This is a genomic window from Streptomyces sp. NPDC040610, from assembly GCF_055594065.1.
Map to the genome: position 1 here is coordinate 185,668 of NZ_JBVIXA010000012.1, position 19,015 is coordinate 204,682.

Sequence of the window (19,015 nt, forward strand, 5' to 3'; positions counted from 1 at the left end):
GGGTGCCCCGGCGCGGGCGCCTCAGGCGAAGCGGTAACGCGTCTGGCTGAACGGCTCGCCCTTGGCGAAGCCGAACGCCGTACGGGGCGTCACCGCGAAGACGTACGCGCGTCCCGACTCGTGGAGGAAGCAGCCGTCCCGCACCTCGTAGTGGAAGAAGCCGCCGTACTTCTCCTCCCAGGCCGCCGCGAGCTCCCGCAGCCGCGCCCCGTCCGTGATCCGCACCGCCGTGCCCTCGACGACCACGTCGAGACCCTTGTCCCAGAGGTTGGTGCCGGTGGTCAGGACGACCTCGGGGTTGGCCTCCAGGTTGCGGGCCTTGCGCTCGTCGGGGCCGGTGGAGAAGCACAGGTCACCCCCTTGCCACAGGGCGCTCAGCGGGGTGACGTGCGGGCGCCCGTCGGGACGTACCGTCGAGATCCAGCACAGCTCGGCCGCCGCGAGCGCGTCCCGGGCCTGTGGCCAGGGGGTCGGGGCCGCCCCCTCGCTGCTGTAGCGGGCGTCGATCTCCGTACGGGGTTCCTGGCTCGGCATGACGTAGCCTCCTGCTCTCCATGCTCCTGTCCCAGTGGGGACCCCGCACGCGGGCGGAACTCATCGGCCGGGCCCTGGGTAGGCTCGTCGCCAGGAACAGGCGAGCGAAGGGCGCGGGGATGACGGTGCCGCAGGGGCGCAGGAGCAGTACGTTCACGCGGCTGCTGCGGTACGGGTTCACCGACCCGTCCGCCGCCGAACGCCTCCTCGCCGCGTCCGAGCTGGACGCCGTCCGCACCGACCCGGTGCTCCTCGACGCCCTCGGCGCCACCGCCGACCCGGACCTGGCGCTGCTCGGCCTGGTCCGGCTCGCCGAGGCGCAGCCGGACGACATGGCGCGCCGCGAACTGCTCGACACCCTGATCAGCGCCAAGCCCCTGCGGGACCGCCTGCTCGGCGTCCTCGGCGCCTCCGAGGCCCTCGCCGACCATCTGGCCCGGCACCCGGGGGACTGGCGGGCCCTGGTCACGTACGAGGCCACCGACCTGCACCCCGGTGTGGCGGAGTTCGAGCGCGGCCTCGCCGAGGCGCACGACCCGGTGTCGCTGCGCGTCGCCTACCGCCGCTGCCTGCTGTCCATCGCCGCCCGCGACGTCTGCGGCACCACCGACGTCTCCGAGACCGCCGCCGAACTCGCCGACCTCGCCACGGCCACCCTGCGCGCCGCCCTCGCCATGGCCCGCAGGGACGCGCCCGCCGACGCCGCGCAGTGCCGCCTCGCGGTGATCGCGATGGGCAAGTGCGGCGGCCACGAGCTGAACTACGTCTCCGACGTCGACGTGATCTTCGTGGGCGAGGCCGTCGACGGCGCCGATGAGGACAAGGCGCTGCGGGCCGCGACCCGCCTCGCCTCGCACCTGATGCGGATCTGTTCCGAGACCACGGTCGAGGGCACCATCTGGCCGGTCGACGCCAATCTGCGCCCCGAGGGCAGGAACGGCCCGCTGGTGCGGACCCTGTCCAGCCATCTCGCGTACTACCAGCGCTGGGCGAAGACCTGGGAGTTCCAGGCGCTGCTCAAGGCGCGGCCCGTCGCCGGTGACGCCGAGCTGGGCGCGGACTACGTGGCCGCCGTCGCGCCGCTGGTGTGGCAGGCCGCCGAGCGCGAGAACTTCATCGACGACGTGCAGAAGATGCGCCGCCGCGTCGTCGAGAACATCCCCGTGGGCGAGGTCGACCGCGAGCTGAAGCTCGGCCCCGGCGGGCTGCGCGACGTCGAATTCGCCGTCCAGCTGCTCCAGTTGGTGCACGGCCGCGCCGACGCCTCGCTGCGCAGCGCCACCACCCTCGACGCCCTCGCCGCGCTCGCCGCGGGCGGCTACGTGGGCCGCGTGGACGCCACCCAGCTCGACGACGCCTACCGCTTCCTGCGCTCCCTGGAACACCGCATCCAGCTCTACCGGCTGCGCCGCACCCACCTGCTGCCCGACGACGACGCCGACCTGCGCCGCATCGGCCGCTCCCTGGGCATGCGCACCGAGCCCCTCACCGACCTCGCCCGCGCCTGGAAGCGGCACACCTCCGTGGTGCGCCGCCTGCACGAGAAGCTGTTCTACCGCCCGCTGCTCGACGCCGTCGCCCAGCTCGCCCCCGGCGAGTCCCGGCTCAGTACGGAGGCGGCGAGGGAACGCCTGGTGGCGCTCGGGTACGCCGACCCCGGCGCGGCCCTGCGCCACCTGGAGGCCCTCGCGTCCGGCGTGACCCGCAAGGCCGCCATCCAGCGCACCCTGCTGCCCGTCCTGCTCGGCTGGTTCGCGGACTCCGCCGACCCCGACGCGGGCCTGCTCGGCTTCCGCAAGGTCTCCGACGCGCTCGGCAAGACCCCCTGGTACCTGCGGCTCCTGCGCGACGAGGGCGCCGCGGCGGAGAACCTGGCCCGGGTGCTCTCGGCCGGCCGGTTCGCCCCCGACCTGCTCCTTCGCGCGCCCGAGGCGGTGGCGCTGCTCGGCGACGCCCGGGGCCTTGAGCCGCGCGCACGCGACCACCTGGAACAGGAGGTCCTCGCCGCCGTGGGCCGCGCCGACGGCGGCGAGCAGGCGGTCGCGGCGGCCCGCGGGGTGCGGCGGCGCGAGCTGTTCCGCACGTCGGCCGCCGACATCATCGCCTCCTACGGCACCGAGGAGAGCCCCGTCGAGGCCGACGCGGGCGCGCTCGTGGACCGGGTCGGCACCGCCGTCTCGGACCTGACGGCCGCCACCATCGCGGGCACGCTGCGCGCGGTGGTCCGGGAGGGCTGGGGCGACGAGCTGCCGACCCGGTTCGCGGTCATCGGCATGGGCCGCTTCGGGGGCCGCGAGCTGAGCTACGGCTCGGACGCGGACGTCCTGTTCGTGCACCAGCCGCGCGAGGGCGTGGACGACCAGGAGGCCGCGAAGGCCGCGAACTCCGTCGTCGCCGAGATGCGACGGCTGCTGCAGCTGCCGAGCGCCGACCCGCCGCTGGCCATCGACGCGGACCTGCGCCCGGAGGGCAAGTCGGGGCCGCTGGTGCGCACCCTGAAGTCGTACGAGGCCTACTACCGCCGCTGGTCCCTGGTCTGGGAGTCGCAGGCGCTGCTCCGGGCCGACCCGGTCGCGGGCGACGCCGACCTCGGCCGTGCCTTCGTCGACCTCGTGGACCCGCTGCGCTACCCCGCGGAGGGCCTCGGCGAGGACGCGGTCCGCGAGATCCGCCGCCTGAAGGCCCGCATGGAGTCCGAGCGGCTGCCCCGCGGCGCCGACCCCACCCTGCACACCAAGCTCGGCCGCGGCGGCCTCTCCGACGTGGAGTGGACCGTCCAGCTGCTCCAGCTCCAGCACGGCTGGGCCGAGCCCGGGCTGCGCACCACCCGCACCCGCGAGGCCCTGCACGCGGCGTGCGCGGCCGAGCTGATCGCCACGGAGGACGCGGCGATCCTCGACGAGGCCTGGGTGCTCGCGACCCGTGTGCGCAACGCGGTGATGCTGGTGAGGGGCAGGGCGGGCGACACGTTCCCGTCGGACGGCAGGGAGCTGGCCGCCGTCGGGCGGTACTTGGGCTATGACGCGGGCCAGGTCGGCGTGATGCTGGACGACTACCGGCGGATCACCCGGCGGGCGCGGGCGGTGATGGAGGAGCGGTTCTACGGGGCGTGAGCCGTGGTGGAGCCGTGGTGGAGGGCTCAGGGGGCTTGCAGGGGCTGCCCTACCGGGGGGCGTACGCCTTCTCCCGTGGCCGTTGCTCGGGCACCAGCTTCGGCAGGGCGTACGGCAGCTTTCCGTACCAGAGGCGCGCCACCGTGTAGCCGAACGCCAGGCAGATCATGCCGCCGACCGCGTCCAGCCAGAAGTGGTTGGCCGTGGCCACGATCACGACCAGGGTGAGCGTCGGGTAGAGCAGGCCGAGGACCTTCACCCAGGGCACCGACGCGAGCGCGAAGATCGTCAGGCCGCACCACAGGGACCAGCCGATGTGCATCGACGGCATGGCCGCGTACTGGTTCGACATGTTCTTCAGGTCGCCGGAGGCCATCGAGCCCCAGGTGTTGTGGACCACCACCGTGTCGATGAAGTCGCCGCCGGGCATCAGGCGGGGCGGCGCCAGCGGATACAGGTAGTAGCCGACGAGGGCCACCGCCGTCGTCGCGAAGAGCACCAGGCGGGTGGCCGCGTACCGGCCGGGATGGCAGCGGTAGAGCCACACCAGGACGCCGAGCGTCACGATGAAGTGCAGCGTCGCGTAGTAGTAGTTCATGCCGACGATGAGCCATGTCACCGAGTCGACCGCGTGGTTGACCGAGCGCTCGAAGGCGAGACCGAGGCTGTGCTCGACGTCCCAGATCCAGTCGGCGTTGCGCAGCGCGGCCGACTTCTGCTCCGGGACGGCGTTGCGGATCAGTGAGTACGTCCAGTAACTCACCGCGATCAGCAGGATCTCGAACCACAGCTTCGGGCGCCGGGGCGTGCGCAGCCGACGCAGGAGATTCCGCCCATTGCGGTCATCTTCCTCGCCCGCGATGGGTGATGAGGTGGTGGGCCCCTGTTGGCCTTCCAGTGTCGTCACAGTCATCTCACCCATAGGCACAGAGTCTGCCAGATAGCCACCACTGCTCAGATCATCCCCCGGTCGGGTTCCGACCGCATTCCCTACGCCCCAAGTACGAGGAGATCCCCTCCGCCCCAGGGACGACGGATCCCTACGCCCCGGGGGCCTTGCGCGCGGCCGTCGAGCCCCTGACCACCAGCTCCGGCATGAACACGAATTCGCTGTGCGGGGCGGGGGTACCCCCGATCTCCTCCAGGAGCGTGCGCACCGCGGCCTGGCCCATCGCGGGCACCGGCTTGCGGACCGTCGTCAGGGGCGGGTCGGTGAACGCGACGAGCACCGAGTCGTCGAAGCCGACCACCGAGACGTCGTCCGGCACCTCCAGGCCCCGCTCCCGCGCGGCCCGTATCGCGCCGAGCGCCATCATGTCGCTGGCGCACACCACGGCCGTGCAGCCCCGGTCCAGGAGCGCCGCCGCCGCTGCCTGTCCGCCTTCGAGCGTGTACAGGGAGTGCTGGATCAGCTCCCCCTCGATGTCCTCGGGCGGCAGCCGGAACGTCTCCCGCATCGACCGCGTGAACCCCTCGATCTTCCGCTGTACGGGGACGAAGCGCCGCGGCCCGAGGGCGAGCCCGACCCGGGTGTGCCCGAGCGAGGCCAGGTGGGTGACGGCCAGGCGCATCGCCGCCCGGTCGTCGGGCGAGATGAAGGGCGCCCGCACCTTCGGCGAGAAGCCGTCCACGAGGACGAACGGCACCCCCTGCGCGCGCAGCTGCTCATAGCGCCCGGTGTCCGCCGTGGTGTCCGCGTGCAGACCCGAGACGAAGATGATGCCCGCGACCCCGCGGTCCACCAGCATCTCCGTCAGTTCGTCCTCGGTGGAGCCGCCCGGGGTCTGGGTGGCGAGCACCGGGGTGTACCCCTGCCGGGTCAGGGCCTGGCCGATCACCTGGGCGAGGGCGGGGAATATCGGGTTCTCCAGCTCGGGCGTGATCAGGCCGACCAGGCCCGCGCTCCGCTGCCGCAGCCGCACGGGCCGTTCGTAGCCGAGGACGTCGAGGGCGGCGAGCACGGACTGGCGGGTGGCCGCAGCGACGCCCGGCTTGCCGTTCAGGACCCGGCTCACGGTCGCCTCGCTGACCCCCGCCTGTGCTGCGATGTCGGCCAGTCGCGCGGTCACAGGATTGGACTGTACCGGTCGTGTCTCACGCTGCCCACCAGTCGGGTCTCACCGCTCCCACCAGACGGTCGCGTCCGGCGGGAGCACGGCGTCGGTGCCGGGCCCGCCCAAGTCGGCCGCGGGGGTGCGCGAGTTGAGGCTGCACAGCAGCGGGGTGCCGGGGGCGGGAAGAGTGACGGGGCGGTCGGTGAGGTTCGTGGTCACGACGAGGGTGCGGCCCGCTGCGGTCCTGCGGAACGCGAGGACGCCCGCGGGTGCCTCGCACCACTCCACGTCCCGGCCCGCGCCGAGCGCCGGGTGCGCGCGGCGCAGCGCGAGCGCCGCCCGGTACAGCTCCAGGGTCGAGGCCGGATCGCCCTGCTGCGCCTCGGCCGTGAGGTCCGCCCACCCCGCGGGCTGCGGCAGCCAGCTCGGGCCGCCCTCGACGGGCCCGAACCCGAACGGCGGCCGCGCCCCGGACCACGGCAGCGGCACCCGGCACCCGTCCCGCGTGCCCTCCTGCCCCGACCCCTGTCCGGCGCCGCGGAGGAACGCCGGGTCCTGGCGCACCTCGTCGGGCAGGTCCGTCACCTCGGGCAGGCCGAGCTCCTCGCCCTGGTAGAGGTACGCCGAGCCGGGCAGCGCCAGCATCAACAGCGTGGCGGCGCGCGCCCGGCGCAGCCCCCTGGCCGGGTCGCCGTCGGCGAAGCGCGTGCTGTGCCGCACCACGTCGTGGTTGGAGAGCACCCATGTCGCGGGCGCGGCCACGGAGTTCATCGCGTCCAGGGAGCGGTCGATGACGGCGCGCAAAGCGGCCGCGTCCCAGCCCGTCGTCAGATACGCGAAGTTGAAGGCCTGGTGCAGCTCGTCCGGGCGCAGATACAGCGCGCTGCGCTCCACCGTCGGCGTCCACGCCTCGGCGACGGCGACGCGCTCGCCGTCGTAGCCGTCGAGCAGCGCCCGCCAGTCCCGGTAGATCTCGTGCACGCCGTCCTGGTCGAAGTACGGCACGGGCGCGGCGCCCAGGAGCTTGACCTGCTCGCCGTGGCCGACGTCCGGCAGGCCCGGCGCCTTGATCAGGCCGTGCGCCACATCCACGCGGAAGCCGTCGACGCCGAGGTCGAGCCAGAAGCGCAGGATGGAGCGGAACTCCTCGCGCACCGCCGGGTGCTCCCAGTCGAAGTCGGGCTGCTCGGGCGCGAACAGGTGGAGGTACCAGTCGCCGGGGGTGCCGTCGGGGTCGGTGGTGCGGGTCCAGGCCGGGCCGCCGAAGACGGACTCCCAGTCGTTGGGCGGCAGTTCGCCGCCCGGGCCCCGGCCGGGGCGGAAGTGGAAGCGCTCCCTCAGCGGCGACGCGGGGCCGTCCGCCAGGGCCGCGCGGAACCACTCGTGCTGGTCCGAGCAGTGGTTGGGCACGATGTCGACGATCACGCGCAGGCCGAGATCATGGGCCCGGCGCACCAGTTCGTCGGCGTCCGCGAGGGTGCCGAAGACCGGGTCGACCACGCGGTAGTCGGCGACGTCGTACCCGGCGTCGGCCTGCGGCGACGCGTAGAACGGGGAGAGCCAGACGGCGTCCACGCCGAGGTCCCTCAGGTGCGGGAGGCGGGCCGTCACGCCGGGCAGGTCGCCCATGCCGTCGCCGTCGGCGTCGGCGAAGCTGCGCGGGTAGACCTGGTAGATGACGGCGTCGTGCCACCAGCCGCCGTGGGCGGCGCGGGGGCCTTCGGTGCCGGTGGTGGCCTCGGGCGTGCTGCCCGATGCGGTGTCGGTCGTGACGGTGCTGGTGGCGTCGGTGATGTGCTGGGTCATGAAGTCCCTTGCCGGTACGGGGATTCCCTGCCGTTCCCCACAGTGTCGCCCCGACGGATCCGGGCACAGGGATGAACGTGCCGCGCGCGGGGAAGGTCACGAACGCCGGGCGGACCTCGCCCGGGAGAGGGCGGATCCTAGCGCCGGGCCCGGGGTGGCTGCTGAGGGTCGGATGATCTCCACCGTTCCAGGTCGTACCGTGGCCACGTACTCCCCGGTGGTGTGTTAGAGCGCTAGCGTGGACGGCGAGCCCGAAAGGGCCCGTTACCGTCCGCCGCTCCTGGGGGATGTCTACGTGGGCGTCAAGGACAAAGCAGTCAAGGGTGACAAAGGAGAGGCCGGGCCGGGGGTCACCACGGTCCTGGTCGTCGACGACGTGGCCGCGAGCCGGTACGCGCTGGGCGCGGTGCTGCGCCGCGCGGGCCACCGGGTCGTCCTGGCCGCGAGCGCCGGCGAGGCGCTGACCGAACTCGACGTGCGGCTGCGCGCGGACGACCTGCCCGACGTGGCCCTCGTCGACGTGGGCCTGCCCGACATGAGCGGCTACGACCTGTGCCGCCGCCTGAAGGCCTCCCCGACCACCGCGTCCCTGCCCGTCGTGCACTTCTCCGCCGCCGCGCACGGCTCCGCGGACCGCTGCCGCGGCCTCGACGCGGGCGGCGAGTCCTATCTGACCGTGCCCGCCGAACCGGAGGAGATCGCCGCCGTCGTCCGCGCCGCCGCCCGCGGCGCCCGGCACCGCAGCGCCGCCCAGACCCGGGCGGGCCGCCTCAGCCGCCTCGCCGAAGCCGTCCTCGACGTGCAGTCCGCGAGCTCGGTGCGTGAACTGGTGGACGCGGCGGCGGCCGGCGCGGCGGGCCTCGCCGCCGCCCCCGCCGCGGCCTTCGTCCTCGGCGAGGAGGGCGAGATCCACTGCGGCCGCTCCCAGCGCCGCGCCGCCGCCGAGCCGCCCGGCGCCGACGCGCACGAGAGCGCCGCCCATCTGATGTGGCGCCTGATGTCCGGCAGGACCGGCGTCCACACCGCGACCGTGCCCGCGCCGATGTGGCCCGCGGGGTTCGTGGGGGCGTCGCGGGGGCCCGTGCAGTTCACGGCGGGCCGCGGCGAGGGGGCCCCGGACCAGGCACGCGCGGGGTGTCCGACCCCGTGGCAGGACAGCGCCGCGGCGGAGGCGGCCGGGCTCGCCGTGCCGGGGGAGGGGGCGCTGCTCGCCCTCGCCCGCACCCGCGAGGACCGCGCCCCGGTGTGCCTGGCCACCGCCGCGTACGCGCAGGACTCCGCCACCGACCTCGGCCGCCTGGCGCACGCCACGGCCCGCGTCGCGGAACGGCTCCTGATGTACGAGAAGGAGCGCCACATCGCGCTGACCCTCCAGCACAGCTTCCTGCCGAGCGCGCTGCCCGACCTGCCCGGCACCGAGATCGTCGTCCGCTACGAACCCGCGTCCCGGCAGGCGGAGATCGGCGGCGACTTCTACGCCGCGCTGCCCACGCCCGCCGGGGTGCTCACCGGCATCGGCGATGTCGCGGGCCACTCCCTGGACGCGGCCACGGTGATGGTGGAACTGCGCCACGCCCTGCGCGCGTACTGCATCGAGGACCCCGACCCCGGCCGCCTCGCCGCCCGCCTCGACCGCATGCTCCAGCGCTACCACCCCGACGTCACCGCCACCATGTGCCTGACCCTCGTCGACCCGCCCACGGGCCGCATCCGCGTCGCGAACGCGGGGCACATCCCGCCGCTCGTCGTGAGCGACACGGGCCCGGCCGCGTACATCAGGGCGAGCGGCCCGCTGCTCGGCCTCGGCCTGGACCGGCCGCCGCCCGTGGAGACCCGGCTCGCCCCCGCGGACCGCATGCTCATGGTCACCGACGGACTCATCGAGACCCGCGGCACCGACCTCGCCGTGTCCATGGAGCACCTGCGCCTCGCGGCCGCCGCCGCCCCGCCCGGCGTGACCGCCCTGTGCGACACGCTCCTGGAACGCTTCGGCCGCGAACGGGACGACGACATCGCCCTGTTGGCCCTGCGCCTGACGGCTTCGTCCGTCGGCGCCTAGCCCGCCCCGAGGACGGCCGCGCGCGGGCCGTCCGGTCGGCCTTGCGCGCGGAGCCCGTACGGAGACAGGGTGATCACCCAGATCCGTAGCCGTACGCACGCCGGAGAGAGCACCCCATGCCGCAGATCACCGTCGACTACTCCGAGCCGCTCGCGGACTCCTTCGACCGGCGGGGCCTCGCGCTCGCGCTGCACCCGCTGCTCGTCGAGGAGGCGGCCGCCACCCTGGAGGCCTGCAAGACCCGCTTCGTGCGCACGGAGGCGACCGTCGTGGGCGGCGACGAGGACGGGCACGCGGTGGTGCATGTGCTGATCGGGCTGCTGCCCGGCCGCACGGCCGAGGTCAGGGCGCGGGTGACGGACGCGGCGGTCGCGCTCGTACGCCGCCATCTCACGCCCGTGGCGGGGCGCGTGGTGCACATCTCGGCGGAGGTGCGCGACCTCGACGCGTCCTACCGCAAGGCGACCGACGCCTGAGGCGTCGACGGCCCGAGGCGCCGACGGCCCGAGGCGCCGACGGCCCGAGGCGCCGACGGCCTGAGGCGCCGACCGCCCCGGGGCGCGACCGGCTCCCGCCGGGCTACGGAAGGGCCGCGCGCGGCGCCAGCGCGGCGAGGCGGCCGAGGAGGTCCGCGAACGGCCCGTCGGCGGGCTCGTCCGCGAGGATGCCGCCGAGCAGCAGCGCCATCTCGTCGTCGTAGGCGGCGCTCACCGCCGCCAACGCGGCGAAGTCATGGACGAGTTGGAGCTCCAGCTCGGCGCGCGGAATGCGGCGGCCGTCCAGCCAGATCAGCGCCGTCGACTCGGCGAGCGAGATCCAGGAGCGCACCACCAGTTCGAGCCGGGCGGGCGGCGCCGTGACGCCGAGGTGCGCGAGGATCTGGTCGTACGCGGCCTGCCGCACCGAGTCGATGAGCGCGTTCGTCGTCGAGGAGCCGACCGCGGGACCGCCGCGCATCAGCGCGGAGAAGCCGGGCCCGTGCTCGTCGACGAAGCCGAGGAAACGTCCCGTCACGCGCAGCAGCCGCGCCCCCAGCGGCCCCTCGTGCGGCTCCAGGAACCGCTCGGCCAGCTCGTCGGCGGCCCGCTTGAGCGCCGCCTCGTACAGGCTGAGCTTGCCGGGGAAGTAGTGGTACACGAGCGGGCGCGAGATGCCCGCCGCCGACGCTATCTCGTCGATGGAGACGTCGTCGGGCGAGCGGTGGCTGAACAGCTCGAGCGCGACCCCGATCAGTTGCTGCCGCCGCTCCTCGACACCCATCCTGCGGCGCATCCCGGTAGTCATGCGAACACTCTACCGATGTGATCCGGCCGTGAACGGACGCCCCTGCTCCGCCTGTTCGCCCGAGCTGTGTCCCCGCCGTCCCCGCCGCGCCGCTACGCGTCCAGGACGAGCCGCGTGCCGCGCGCCCGCGACACACAGATCAGCATCGAGTCCCCGCGCTCGCCGTCGGTCAGCAGCTCGTCGCGGTGGTCGATCTCGCCCTCCAGGACCCGGTGTTGGCAGGTCCCGCAGAACCCCTGCTCGCAGGAGTACGGGGTGTCGGGCAGCTCGGCGCGGACGGCCGCGAGCACCGTGGTGTCCGCGCCCACGGTCACCGTGCGGCCGCTGCGCCGCAGTTCGACCTCGAAGGCGCTCTCGCCGCCCGCGGCCGCGGCGGGCGCGAACCGCTCCAGGTGCAGCGCGCACCCCTCGGGCAGCGCCCCGGCGACGGCGTCCATGAGCCCCTCGGGCCCGCACACGTACACGGCACCCGCCGCGCCCGCCCCGAGAAAGCCCCCCACGTCGGGCCGCCCGGCCTCGTCCTCGGCGACGACGGTCACCCGCCCGCCCGGCCCGCCCAGCTTCTCCAACTCCTCCAGGAACGGCATCGAGGCCCGGCTCCGCCCGCAGTACAGCAGCCGCCAGTCGGCGCCCGCCGCGTCCACGGCCCGCACCATGGCGAGAATCGGCGTGACCCCGATCCCGCCCGCGACGAAGGCGTACGACGCGGCCCCGTCGACCAGCGGGAACCGGTTGCGCGGCCCGCGCACCTCCACCTCCGTCCCCTCGCCCAGCGCCTCGTGCACCTCGCGGGACCCGCCGCGGCCGCCCTCGTCCGCGCCGATGAGCCGGGTGGCGACGGTGTACGAGGACGTGTCCTCGGGGTCCCCGCACAGCGAGTACTGCCGGACGAGCCCCGACGGCAGTACGAGATCCAGATGCGCGCCCGGCTCCCAGGCGGGCAGCACGTCCAGGTGCCCGCCCTCCAGGCGCAGTTGGACGACGCCATCGGCGACCCGCTCGCGGTGGGTGACGCGCAGCCGCAGCGCCCGCGAGCGCGGCTGCCCGGAGACGGGCTCGTCCAGGGCGGGCAGCGGCCACAGCGGGGAGGCGCCGATGCGGCGGCGCAGGGCGCGGCGGGCGAGGAGGGCGGCGACGGTCGCGACGAGGAGGGTGCGGGCGGTGCGGGGCAGGTGCGGCGGCATGTCAGGCGGCTCCGTTCGCGCGGGCCTCGGCGGCGGTGGCCGCGGGGGACGAGGCGAGGTAGGCGACGGCCTGCTCGGTGCTGCCCTCCTGGGAGGGGTGGTAGGCGCGGCTCAGATAGCGCGGGATGGAGCGGATCATGTCGCCCGTGGTGGGCAGGGTGCCGGCGCGGCCGCTGCGGTGGAAGTCCCGGAAGGAGGCCTTGCCGTCGACGAGCGTCGGGTCGTTCTCCATGAAGAACCGGGCGCCGCGCTGCCACAGGAACACCAGCGCGGTGAAGGCGGTGGCCCAGGTGCGGGCGCGGCGCCGGTAGCCCCCGTCGACGTGCATGAAGAGGTCGAAGGCGACCGCCCGGTGCTCGACCTCCTCCGCGCCGTGCCAGCGCAGCAGGTCCAGCATCGTCGGATCGGCCCCGCGCCGGTCCAGCTCCCGCGCGTTCAGGACCCAGTCGCCCAGGAACGCGGTGTAGTGCTCGATCGCCGAGATCATCGCGACGCGCTCCATCAGCCACCAGTGCCGGGGCCTGCCCGGCGGCAGCGTGCGGTCGCCGAGGAGCTTCTCGAAGAGCCAGTCGACCTGGGCGGTGTACGGGGTGGGGTCCAGGCCCTGCTCCCGCAGGTGCGGCAGGACCTCGTCGTGGGCCTGCGAGTGCATGGCCTCCTGGCCGATGAACCCGATGACGTCCTCGCGCAGCCGCTCGTCGCGGATGAGGGGCAGCACCTGCTTGTACACATGTACGAACCAGCGCTCGCCCGCCGGGAGCAGGAGGTGCAGCACGTTGATCGTGTGCGTGGTGAAGGGGTCCCCCGGGAGCCAGTGGAGCGGGGTGCTCTCCCAGGAGAAGGAGACGTTGCGTGCCTTGAGCGCTATGTGCTCGGAGGCGACGGGCTGCGGGAGCCTGGCCTTCGTATTAGACATGGCGTCAATGTACTGGTGGGTAGCTGGGGCGGTACAGGTGTGTGCGGCGGCTTTTTGCTCCCCTCTGGACGGGCCGGGGAGGCCGTCGTGCCAGAGTGTGGCGATGGACGCAGACTGGGAGAAGCGCATGGCCGCCGCGTGGGCCGAGATCGACGCGTACGACGAGGAGCGGGCCGGGGAGTTCCGGGAGCGGATCGACGAGCTGGCCGGGGAGTTGCCGGAGGGCAGCCCCGTGGCGCCGTTCGAACGGGCCTGCGCCTACGACTCGACCGGCCACTCGGACAAGGCCGTCCCCCTGTACCAGGAGGCCCTGGCCCTCGGCATCGACGGCTACCGCCGGCGCCGCACCGTGATCCAACTGGCCAGCTCCCTGCGGAACATCGGCCGCCTGGAGGAGGGCATCGCCCTGCTCACCCCGGAACTCGACGCGGAGCACGACGAGTTGGACGACGCCGTGCGCGCCACCCTGGCCCTGTGTCTGATCGACGCGGACCGGGGCCGGGAGGCCGTCTCCCTCGCGGTGGGTGCCCTCGCCCCCCATCTCCCGCGCTACCAGCGTTCGCTGGCGAACTACGCGCGCCTCCTGGTCGAGCCCGAGTGACCCCGCGCACCCCCGCCGGGCCCCCGCGCCCACCAGCGTGAAGTGACCGCCGGACGATTCGCTCGTTCTGCTGAACGTGTCGTCATCGCAGTCCACGAAAGCCGCCTCCCCGAGCGGCTCCGCATCACCCGTCGTCGACGTGGAACAGGCCGAGGCCGCCCTCGTCGAGCACTACCCGCGCCTGGTCCGCCTCGCCTACCTGGTGCTGCCCCCGGCCCTCGGCCGCAACCGCCGCGTCCTGACCGCGCACGCCCTGGTCCAGCGCGCACTCCCGCGCGGCCGCGCCAGCGCCCCCGCGGTCCCCGACCAGCGCAGGCAGGCGGGCCGGGGCACCGACCCCGGCTACGCCTACGTCCGCTGCCAGGTGCTGCGCGCCGCGCTCGACGCCGGGCTTCCGCTGAAGCGGCGGGCCTGGCCCAAGCGCGCCCAACTGCCGCCGCTGCTGCCGCAGGTGTGGGGCCTCAGGCTGTTCCCGCGCTCCGGCGGCGCCGACGAACTCGCCCTGGACCAGCGGCTCGCCGCCCTGTCCGGGCCCGCCCGCGCCGCGTACGTCCTGCGCGGGCTCGAACGGCTCACGGACGACGAGACACGGCGGATCCTCGACGCGGTCGGCGTCGACACCGACGAGGACTCCGAGGAGGCCGACGGCATCGCCGCCGCGCTCGCCGAGGTCGGCGCCGAGGGGCCGCCCGGCGGCCGGGGCCCCGCCGCGCTCCTGGAGTCGCCCGAGTTCGACCCGTGCTCCCTGCAGGCCCGGCCCACCGATCTGATGCGCCGCCGCCAGCACCTGAAGGCCGCCGCCGTCGCGGCCGTCGCCGCCCTCGTGTGCGGGGCGCTGCTCGGCATGCCCGGCGAGGGCTGGGGCCCGGACGGCGCCGCCGCGCCGCCGTACGCGAAGAACCCCGCCGCCGAGGCCGCCCTCGACCCCGGGCGGCTCACCCGGGTCGCGCCCGCCGCCTGGAAGCAGTCCGCGCGCACCGACTTCTCCGTGTGGCCCGCCCGCGGTGCGCTCATCGACGACAAGGCGCTGCTCAGGCGCGCCCTCGCCGTGTGGGCGCGGCCCGGCAGGAGCGTGCAGGTGTCCGCGACGCCCGGCACCGCGTCCGGGGCGCCGCCCGGGCCCCCGCAACTGCTGTTCGCCGGGCCCGTCGACGGGGCCCGTGTGGTGCTCCTGTACGACGGGCTGCGCGTCGTGCGGTACGCCGAGCCGCAGGACGGGACCGGCGGTGCCGCGCTCGACTTCGCCCGCGTCGACGGCGCGGACGCCGGGGACTCCGGGGCCGTCGTCGTGGGCCGCGCCGACGGCAACGTCCGCTATCTGACGGCGCCCTGGGTACGGACCGCCGTCGTACGCGACCTGCTCGAGCCCGACGCCGCCGCCACCCCGCTGCGGCGCTCCGCCGACGGGGTCACCGACCCCTTCGGCAGCCCCGCCCTCGCCCGCGAGTGCCGGTCCTGGAACGCCCTCCAGCTCCGCGACCACACCGGGGCCTCGCGGCTCGCCACCGACCTCGGCGAGCTGGCTCCCGCGCGCCTCACCGCGGGGCGGCCCGACGCGCCCCGCGAGGCCGCGCCCCGGGACTGGGCGCGGACTGCCTGCTCCCTCGCCGCGGCCCGGTCGCACGGGGTGCGGGCCGTGAACTCCTGGCAGTACGCCCGGCAGGCGATGCCCGACGGGAGCGGGGGCGCGGTGTGGGTGTGCACCCGGGCCGAGACCTGGCGCGGTGGGGGTGGGCGGGTGCTCGCCCAGTTCCTCGCGCCCGGTGCCGCGGCCGGGGCTGTCGCCGCCAAGGCCGAAGGGGGGCCCGCCTGTGGGGTGCGGGAGCCGCGGGTGCTGGCCGGGGTGCTGTGGAAGTCCCCCGCCGGGGGCTGGTATCTGCTCGCCGCGGGCAGCAAGGACGTGGCCTCCGTGGCCGTGTCCGGCGGCGAGCGCGCCTCCGGCAACACCCTCGCCACCCGCACCCCCCAGGGCACCCGCCCCACGGTGACCGGCACCCTCCCCGACGGCACCAAACTCCCCACCCTGCGCTGAACCACCCCCGGGGGCACCCCCGAATCGGCGCTCCGCGCCTCGTCCTCAAACGCCGGACGGGCTATTCCCCACCCACCCGCCCCTACTGCCCGTCTCCTGACCAACAGCCCGGCACATGTCAGCCCGTCCGGCGTTTGAGGACGAGCGCGGAGCGTGATCGGGGGTGCCCCCGGCCCACCCGGAGGGGGCACCCACCCCGGGGTCCAGGGGCGGAGCCCCCGGCAGGGTCAGGGCAGTTGCCACGCGCTGAATTCCGCCGTGCCGCGGCCCCCCGCCCCGCCGTGCGTCGCCGTCATGAACATCCCCACGTCCTGGGCGGAGCCCACCCCGGCGACCGGGACGGAGGCGACGGTGCGCCACGTGGTGCCGCCGTCGGTGGAGAGGGCCCCGGTGAAGGTGCCCCCGGCACGGGAGAGCCGGAGGAGGACGGGCGCGCGGACGCCGGTCACGCGCTGGTAGGTGTCGAGGGTGCCGTCGCCGGTGGTGTCGTAGGAGAGGACGACGCCGTTGGCGGGGGTGACGGCGAGGTTGAGGAAGCCGGGGGAGCCGGGCGTGGCGAGGGAGTTGCGGGCGATGATCCCGGCGCGGGCCCAGGGCCCGGTGACGGCCTGGGAGTCGACGCGGACCGTGACGGACCCCCCGTCGCGCAGCCCCCCGGGCCGGTAGAGGGCGCCGAACTCGGCGGTGCCCCGCCACAGATCGGCCCCGCCCCCGTCGATGGCGTACCGCCCGTCCAACTCCCCGAAGACGGCCCCGCTGTTGGTGTAGGTCTCCCAGCCCGGGCCGAGGGGCCCGGCGACGAAGAGGGTCCCTTCGTGGACGGCGGGCACCCGCTTCTCGCCCTCGGGCCCGTAGCGGGCGGTGAGGGTGTAGGGCAGCGGCCGCAGCGGCCGGTCGAGCGGAGCGCCGGGGGCGCTCACGCGCCAGGCGACGGTGCCGCTGCCCCCGGCGGGCACCCGGGGCAGCGACGTCGGCCCGTCAGGATCGGCGTCGAGGCCGGTGAGGGTGAAGTCGACGCGGCCGGTGGCGCGCAGCCCGTTGACGTTGCGGAAGAGGGCGGAGATGCGCGCGTGCCCGCCGGGCGGGAAGGACGGCGGCGCCGCGGTGACGTCCAGGGAGCCCTGGTAGGGGGCGCGGGCGAGGACGTCGTGGACGCGGGCGGCGGTGCGGTGGGCGTCGGCGACGGGCCGCAGCGGATAGTCCTTGCGCTCCCGCGTCCACGGCTCCTCGACGGCCCCGTACCAGTCGACGGGCGTGGGCGCGCGCCCCGCGGCGAGCGCGTCGGCGAGTTCGTCGAGCCACTTCTGCCAGCGCGGCAGATAGAAGTCGCCGGTCAGGCCGTGCCATTCGCGGTTGCCGTAGTCGTGGAGGTTGCCGGGGTCGGAGGTGGGCCGGTCGCCCCAGACGGTGATGAGGACCTTCGCGGTGCGCTCGAACTCGGCGCGCTCGGTGTCGCTGGTGGCCAGGCGCCGGGCGTCCTCGATCCAGGGGCCGAGCAGGAACGCCGGATGCGTACCGGTGACGTCGTCGGAGAGCCGCATCAGGCGCAGCCACAGGTGCGACAGGGCGCGGAAGGTGTCCTGGTCCTTGCGCGTGTACGCGGTCCTGAGCTGGGGCAGGAGCTGGCGGCTGCGGTGGGCGAGGGCCTGGCGGGCGACATCGACGAGGTCGTGCTTGTAGGCCGCGCTGCGCCGCAGTCCGCTCGCGACGCCGAGCAGCCCGGCGAGGGCGGCGTCGAAGCGGCCGGGGTCGTAGGTGAGGGCGCGCGGCGCGTACTCGGCGGCGCGGTTCGCGGCCAGGTCGGGGCGGGCGGCGAACAGCGAGTCGTGCGGGTCGCTGCGCTCGACGGCCCGGTGCTGGTACGCGGTGTCGTGCAGGGCACGCCAGGCGGCGCGGGCGCGGCTGTCGCGGCCGCCGTAGCGGAAGTCGGCGTACGCCGAGAACCAGTCGGCGCGGTCCACCTCGTCGTCCATCCAGGCGAGTTCGGAGAACAGCTCGAAGGCGGCGGGGTCGCGGTCGGTGGCCTCCGGCATGTACGCGGTGCCCACGAGCGCGCTGTCCGGCTTGTCGCGCCAGGCGAAGAACCTGTCCTGCCACAGGTGCGTACGGGCGCCGATGGTGGAGCGGCCGCCGAAGTTCGGGATCGTACCGAAGGCGTAGGGCGTGCCGCCCCAGTCCTTCTCGCGGTCGCTGACGTTCTGGTAGCGGTCGGAGACGCCGTCGACGATCAGCATCTTCTCGCGGTCGACGGCGTCCAGGAGCGCGGGCAGCGGGTTCTCCTGCCAGCCGAGGATCACCCAGGTCGCGCCGGGGTGCGCGGTCCTGAGGGCGGTTTCGACGCCTTGCGCGGCGGCGGGCACGGGCACGTCGCCCGCGGTGCCGCCCTCGTGCAGCAGGTCCATCTTGAAGTGGTCGGCGGCGCCGAAGAGTTCGCGCTGGTGGCGGTAGAAGGACGCGGCGACCCGCGCGAAGGCGTCGGTGCGCGGGTCGAGCCAGTCGGGGCGCTTGAAGCCGTGCCAGGTGCCCTGCGGGACGACGCGCGCGTCACCGCCGTTGCGGGCCACGAAGCCGTCCGGGACGTGCCCGTAGTAGCCGGGGAGCACCGGCGCCATGCCGAGGTCGCGCAGCCGGTCGACGATCTTCCGGCCGAGCTCCACGCGCCGATCGATGATCTCGGGGGAGAGCGGGCCGCCGTACCCGGACAGGTTCTGAAGGAGCCACCACGGCTGGTGCGAGGGCGCGGGCAGCCAGGCGCGGGACTCGGCGTCGGTGTACTGGAAGTCCTTCAGGACGCGGTGGTAGACGGCCTCGGTGCCCGCGATGGTGAGCACCTCGTTGCAGCCGTGCAGCGCGAGGACGTCGATCATGCGCTCCCAGTACGGCCAGTCGGCGTACGGGGCGGTGTAGCCGTCGTTGGTGTCGTTGAGGGCGAAGCGGTGGCGCAGCGCGGTGGCGCGGGTCAGCGGGCGGGCCGGTGCGGGCAGGCGGCGTGGCAGGTCGAGCTGGCCGCCGTTCCAGGCGATGTGCGCGCCGCACACGTACTTCAGGTACCAGTGGACGCCGGTGAGCAGCACGGCGGGCGTGGTGCCCGACACCTCGATGCGGCCCGTGGCGCCGGTCACGCGGAAGCGGTCCCGGCCTCCCTGAGCCGGGACCAGTCTCAGTCTGAACTGGTCCGCGTGGTGCGGGAGTTGCCGATTGAGCACGGAGCGCGCGGAATCCGTATCGAGGGCGGGGCCCGCGGCGGGCCCCTCGGCCGCGTGGGCCGGAGCCGGGGTGCCGACGGTGGTTCCCAGGCCTCCGAGCCCCGTCAGGCCGATGGCGCCGGCGGTGCCGAGCATGGTGCGTCGCGACGGTTCGTACATGTGTACCCCCTGCGTCGATGACTGCGGCGCACGGTATCCGCGCGGCCTCCGGCGCTCAACGGTGCGT

13 protein-coding genes are annotated in these 19,015 nt (G+C 74.7%); 5 read left to right on the forward strand and 8 right to left on the reverse strand.

Features of this window, described 5'->3' with window-relative positions:
- Positions 1-21: 21 nt before the first annotated feature.
- Positions 22-534: a pyridoxamine 5'-phosphate oxidase family protein gene (locus ACZ6AA_RS33165; protein WP_471462165.1), complete on the reverse strand. Its 513-nt coding sequence runs from the start codon at positions 532-534 to the stop codon at positions 22-24.
- 119 nt (positions 535-653) lie between these two features.
- Here ACZ6AA_RS33165 and ACZ6AA_RS33170 point away from each other — a divergent pair, with 119 nt between their 5' ends.
- Positions 654-3,647, forward strand: a complete 2,994-nt coding sequence (locus tag ACZ6AA_RS33170) for a bifunctional [glutamine synthetase] adenylyltransferase/[glutamine synthetase]-adenylyl-L-tyrosine phosphorylase (protein ID WP_468449323.1) — start codon at positions 654-656, stop codon at positions 3,645-3,647.
- 49 nt (positions 3,648-3,696) lie between these two features.
- Here ACZ6AA_RS33170 and ACZ6AA_RS33175 read toward each other — a convergent pair whose 3' ends face one another.
- The 3 genes from ACZ6AA_RS33175 to ACZ6AA_RS33185 form a co-directional block, all read right to left on the reverse strand.
- Complete coding sequence (locus tag ACZ6AA_RS33175; RefSeq protein ID WP_468449322.1) at positions 3,697-4,569, reverse strand: phosphatase PAP2 family protein; 873 nt, start codon at positions 4,567-4,569, stop codon at positions 3,697-3,699.
- 118 nt (positions 4,570-4,687) lie between these two features.
- Positions 4,688-5,716 carry a LacI family DNA-binding transcriptional regulator gene (locus ACZ6AA_RS33180; protein WP_468449321.1) on the reverse strand — a complete coding sequence of 343 codons (1,029 nt, stop codon included), beginning with the start codon at positions 5,714-5,716 and terminating at the stop codon, positions 4,688-4,690.
- Positions 5,717-5,764: 48 nt separating this feature from the next.
- The gene (locus ACZ6AA_RS33185; protein ID WP_471462168.1) at positions 5,765-7,507 is read right to left on the reverse strand and encodes a glycoside hydrolase family 13 protein; all 1,743 of its coding nucleotides are present in this window, start codon (positions 7,505-7,507) and stop codon (positions 5,765-5,767) included.
- A gap of 295 nt (positions 7,508-7,802) precedes the next feature.
- Here ACZ6AA_RS33185 and ACZ6AA_RS33190 point away from each other — a divergent pair, with 295 nt between their 5' ends.
- A complete protein-coding gene (locus ACZ6AA_RS33190) occupies positions 7,803-9,566 on the forward strand; it encodes a SpoIIE family protein phosphatase (RefSeq protein WP_471462170.1) in 1,764 nt (587 codons plus the stop codon).
- Positions 9,567-9,682: 116 nt separating this feature from the next.
- Entirely contained in the window at positions 9,683-10,042 is a 360-nt protein-coding gene (locus ACZ6AA_RS33195) for a 5-carboxymethyl-2-hydroxymuconate Delta-isomerase (RefSeq protein ID WP_468449318.1), read from the forward strand.
- A 103-nt stretch (positions 10,043-10,145) separates the two neighbouring features.
- On the opposite strand, the gene ACZ6AA_RS33200 is transcribed toward ACZ6AA_RS33195, so the two are convergent.
- The 3 genes from ACZ6AA_RS33200 to ACZ6AA_RS33210 form a co-directional block, all read right to left on the reverse strand.
- Positions 10,146-10,850: a TetR/AcrR family transcriptional regulator gene (locus ACZ6AA_RS33200; RefSeq protein WP_468449317.1), complete on the reverse strand. Its 705-nt coding sequence runs from the start codon at positions 10,848-10,850 to the stop codon at positions 10,146-10,148.
- Between the two features lie 92 nt (positions 10,851-10,942).
- Positions 10,943-12,034, reverse strand: a complete 1,092-nt coding sequence (locus tag ACZ6AA_RS33205) for a PDR/VanB family oxidoreductase (RefSeq protein WP_471462173.1) — start codon at positions 12,032-12,034, stop codon at positions 10,943-10,945.
- Between the two features lies 1 nt (position 12,035).
- Entirely contained in the window at positions 12,036-12,950 is a 915-nt protein-coding gene (locus tag ACZ6AA_RS33210) for a metal-dependent hydrolase (protein WP_468449315.1), read from the reverse strand.
- Between the two features lie 103 nt (positions 12,951-13,053).
- Here ACZ6AA_RS33210 and ACZ6AA_RS33215 point away from each other — a divergent pair, with 103 nt between their 5' ends.
- Both ACZ6AA_RS33215 and ACZ6AA_RS33220 read left to right on the forward strand, forming a co-directional pair.
- Complete coding sequence (locus ACZ6AA_RS33215; protein ID WP_471462176.1) at positions 13,054-13,551, forward strand: tetratricopeptide repeat protein; 498 nt, start codon at positions 13,054-13,056, stop codon at positions 13,549-13,551.
- A 76-nt stretch (positions 13,552-13,627) separates the two neighbouring features.
- Positions 13,628-15,583 carry a hypothetical protein gene (locus ACZ6AA_RS33220; RefSeq protein ID WP_468449313.1) on the forward strand — a complete coding sequence of 652 codons (1,956 nt, stop codon included), beginning with the start codon at positions 13,628-13,630 and terminating at the stop codon, positions 15,581-15,583.
- Positions 15,584-15,810: 227 nt separating this feature from the next.
- Here ACZ6AA_RS33220 and ACZ6AA_RS33225 read toward each other — a convergent pair whose 3' ends face one another.
- Positions 15,811-18,948 carry an alpha-N-acetylglucosaminidase gene (locus tag ACZ6AA_RS33225; protein ID WP_471462179.1) on the reverse strand — a complete coding sequence of 1,046 codons (3,138 nt, stop codon included), beginning with the start codon at positions 18,946-18,948 and terminating at the stop codon, positions 15,811-15,813.
- Between the last annotated feature and the right edge of the window lie 67 nt (positions 18,949-19,015).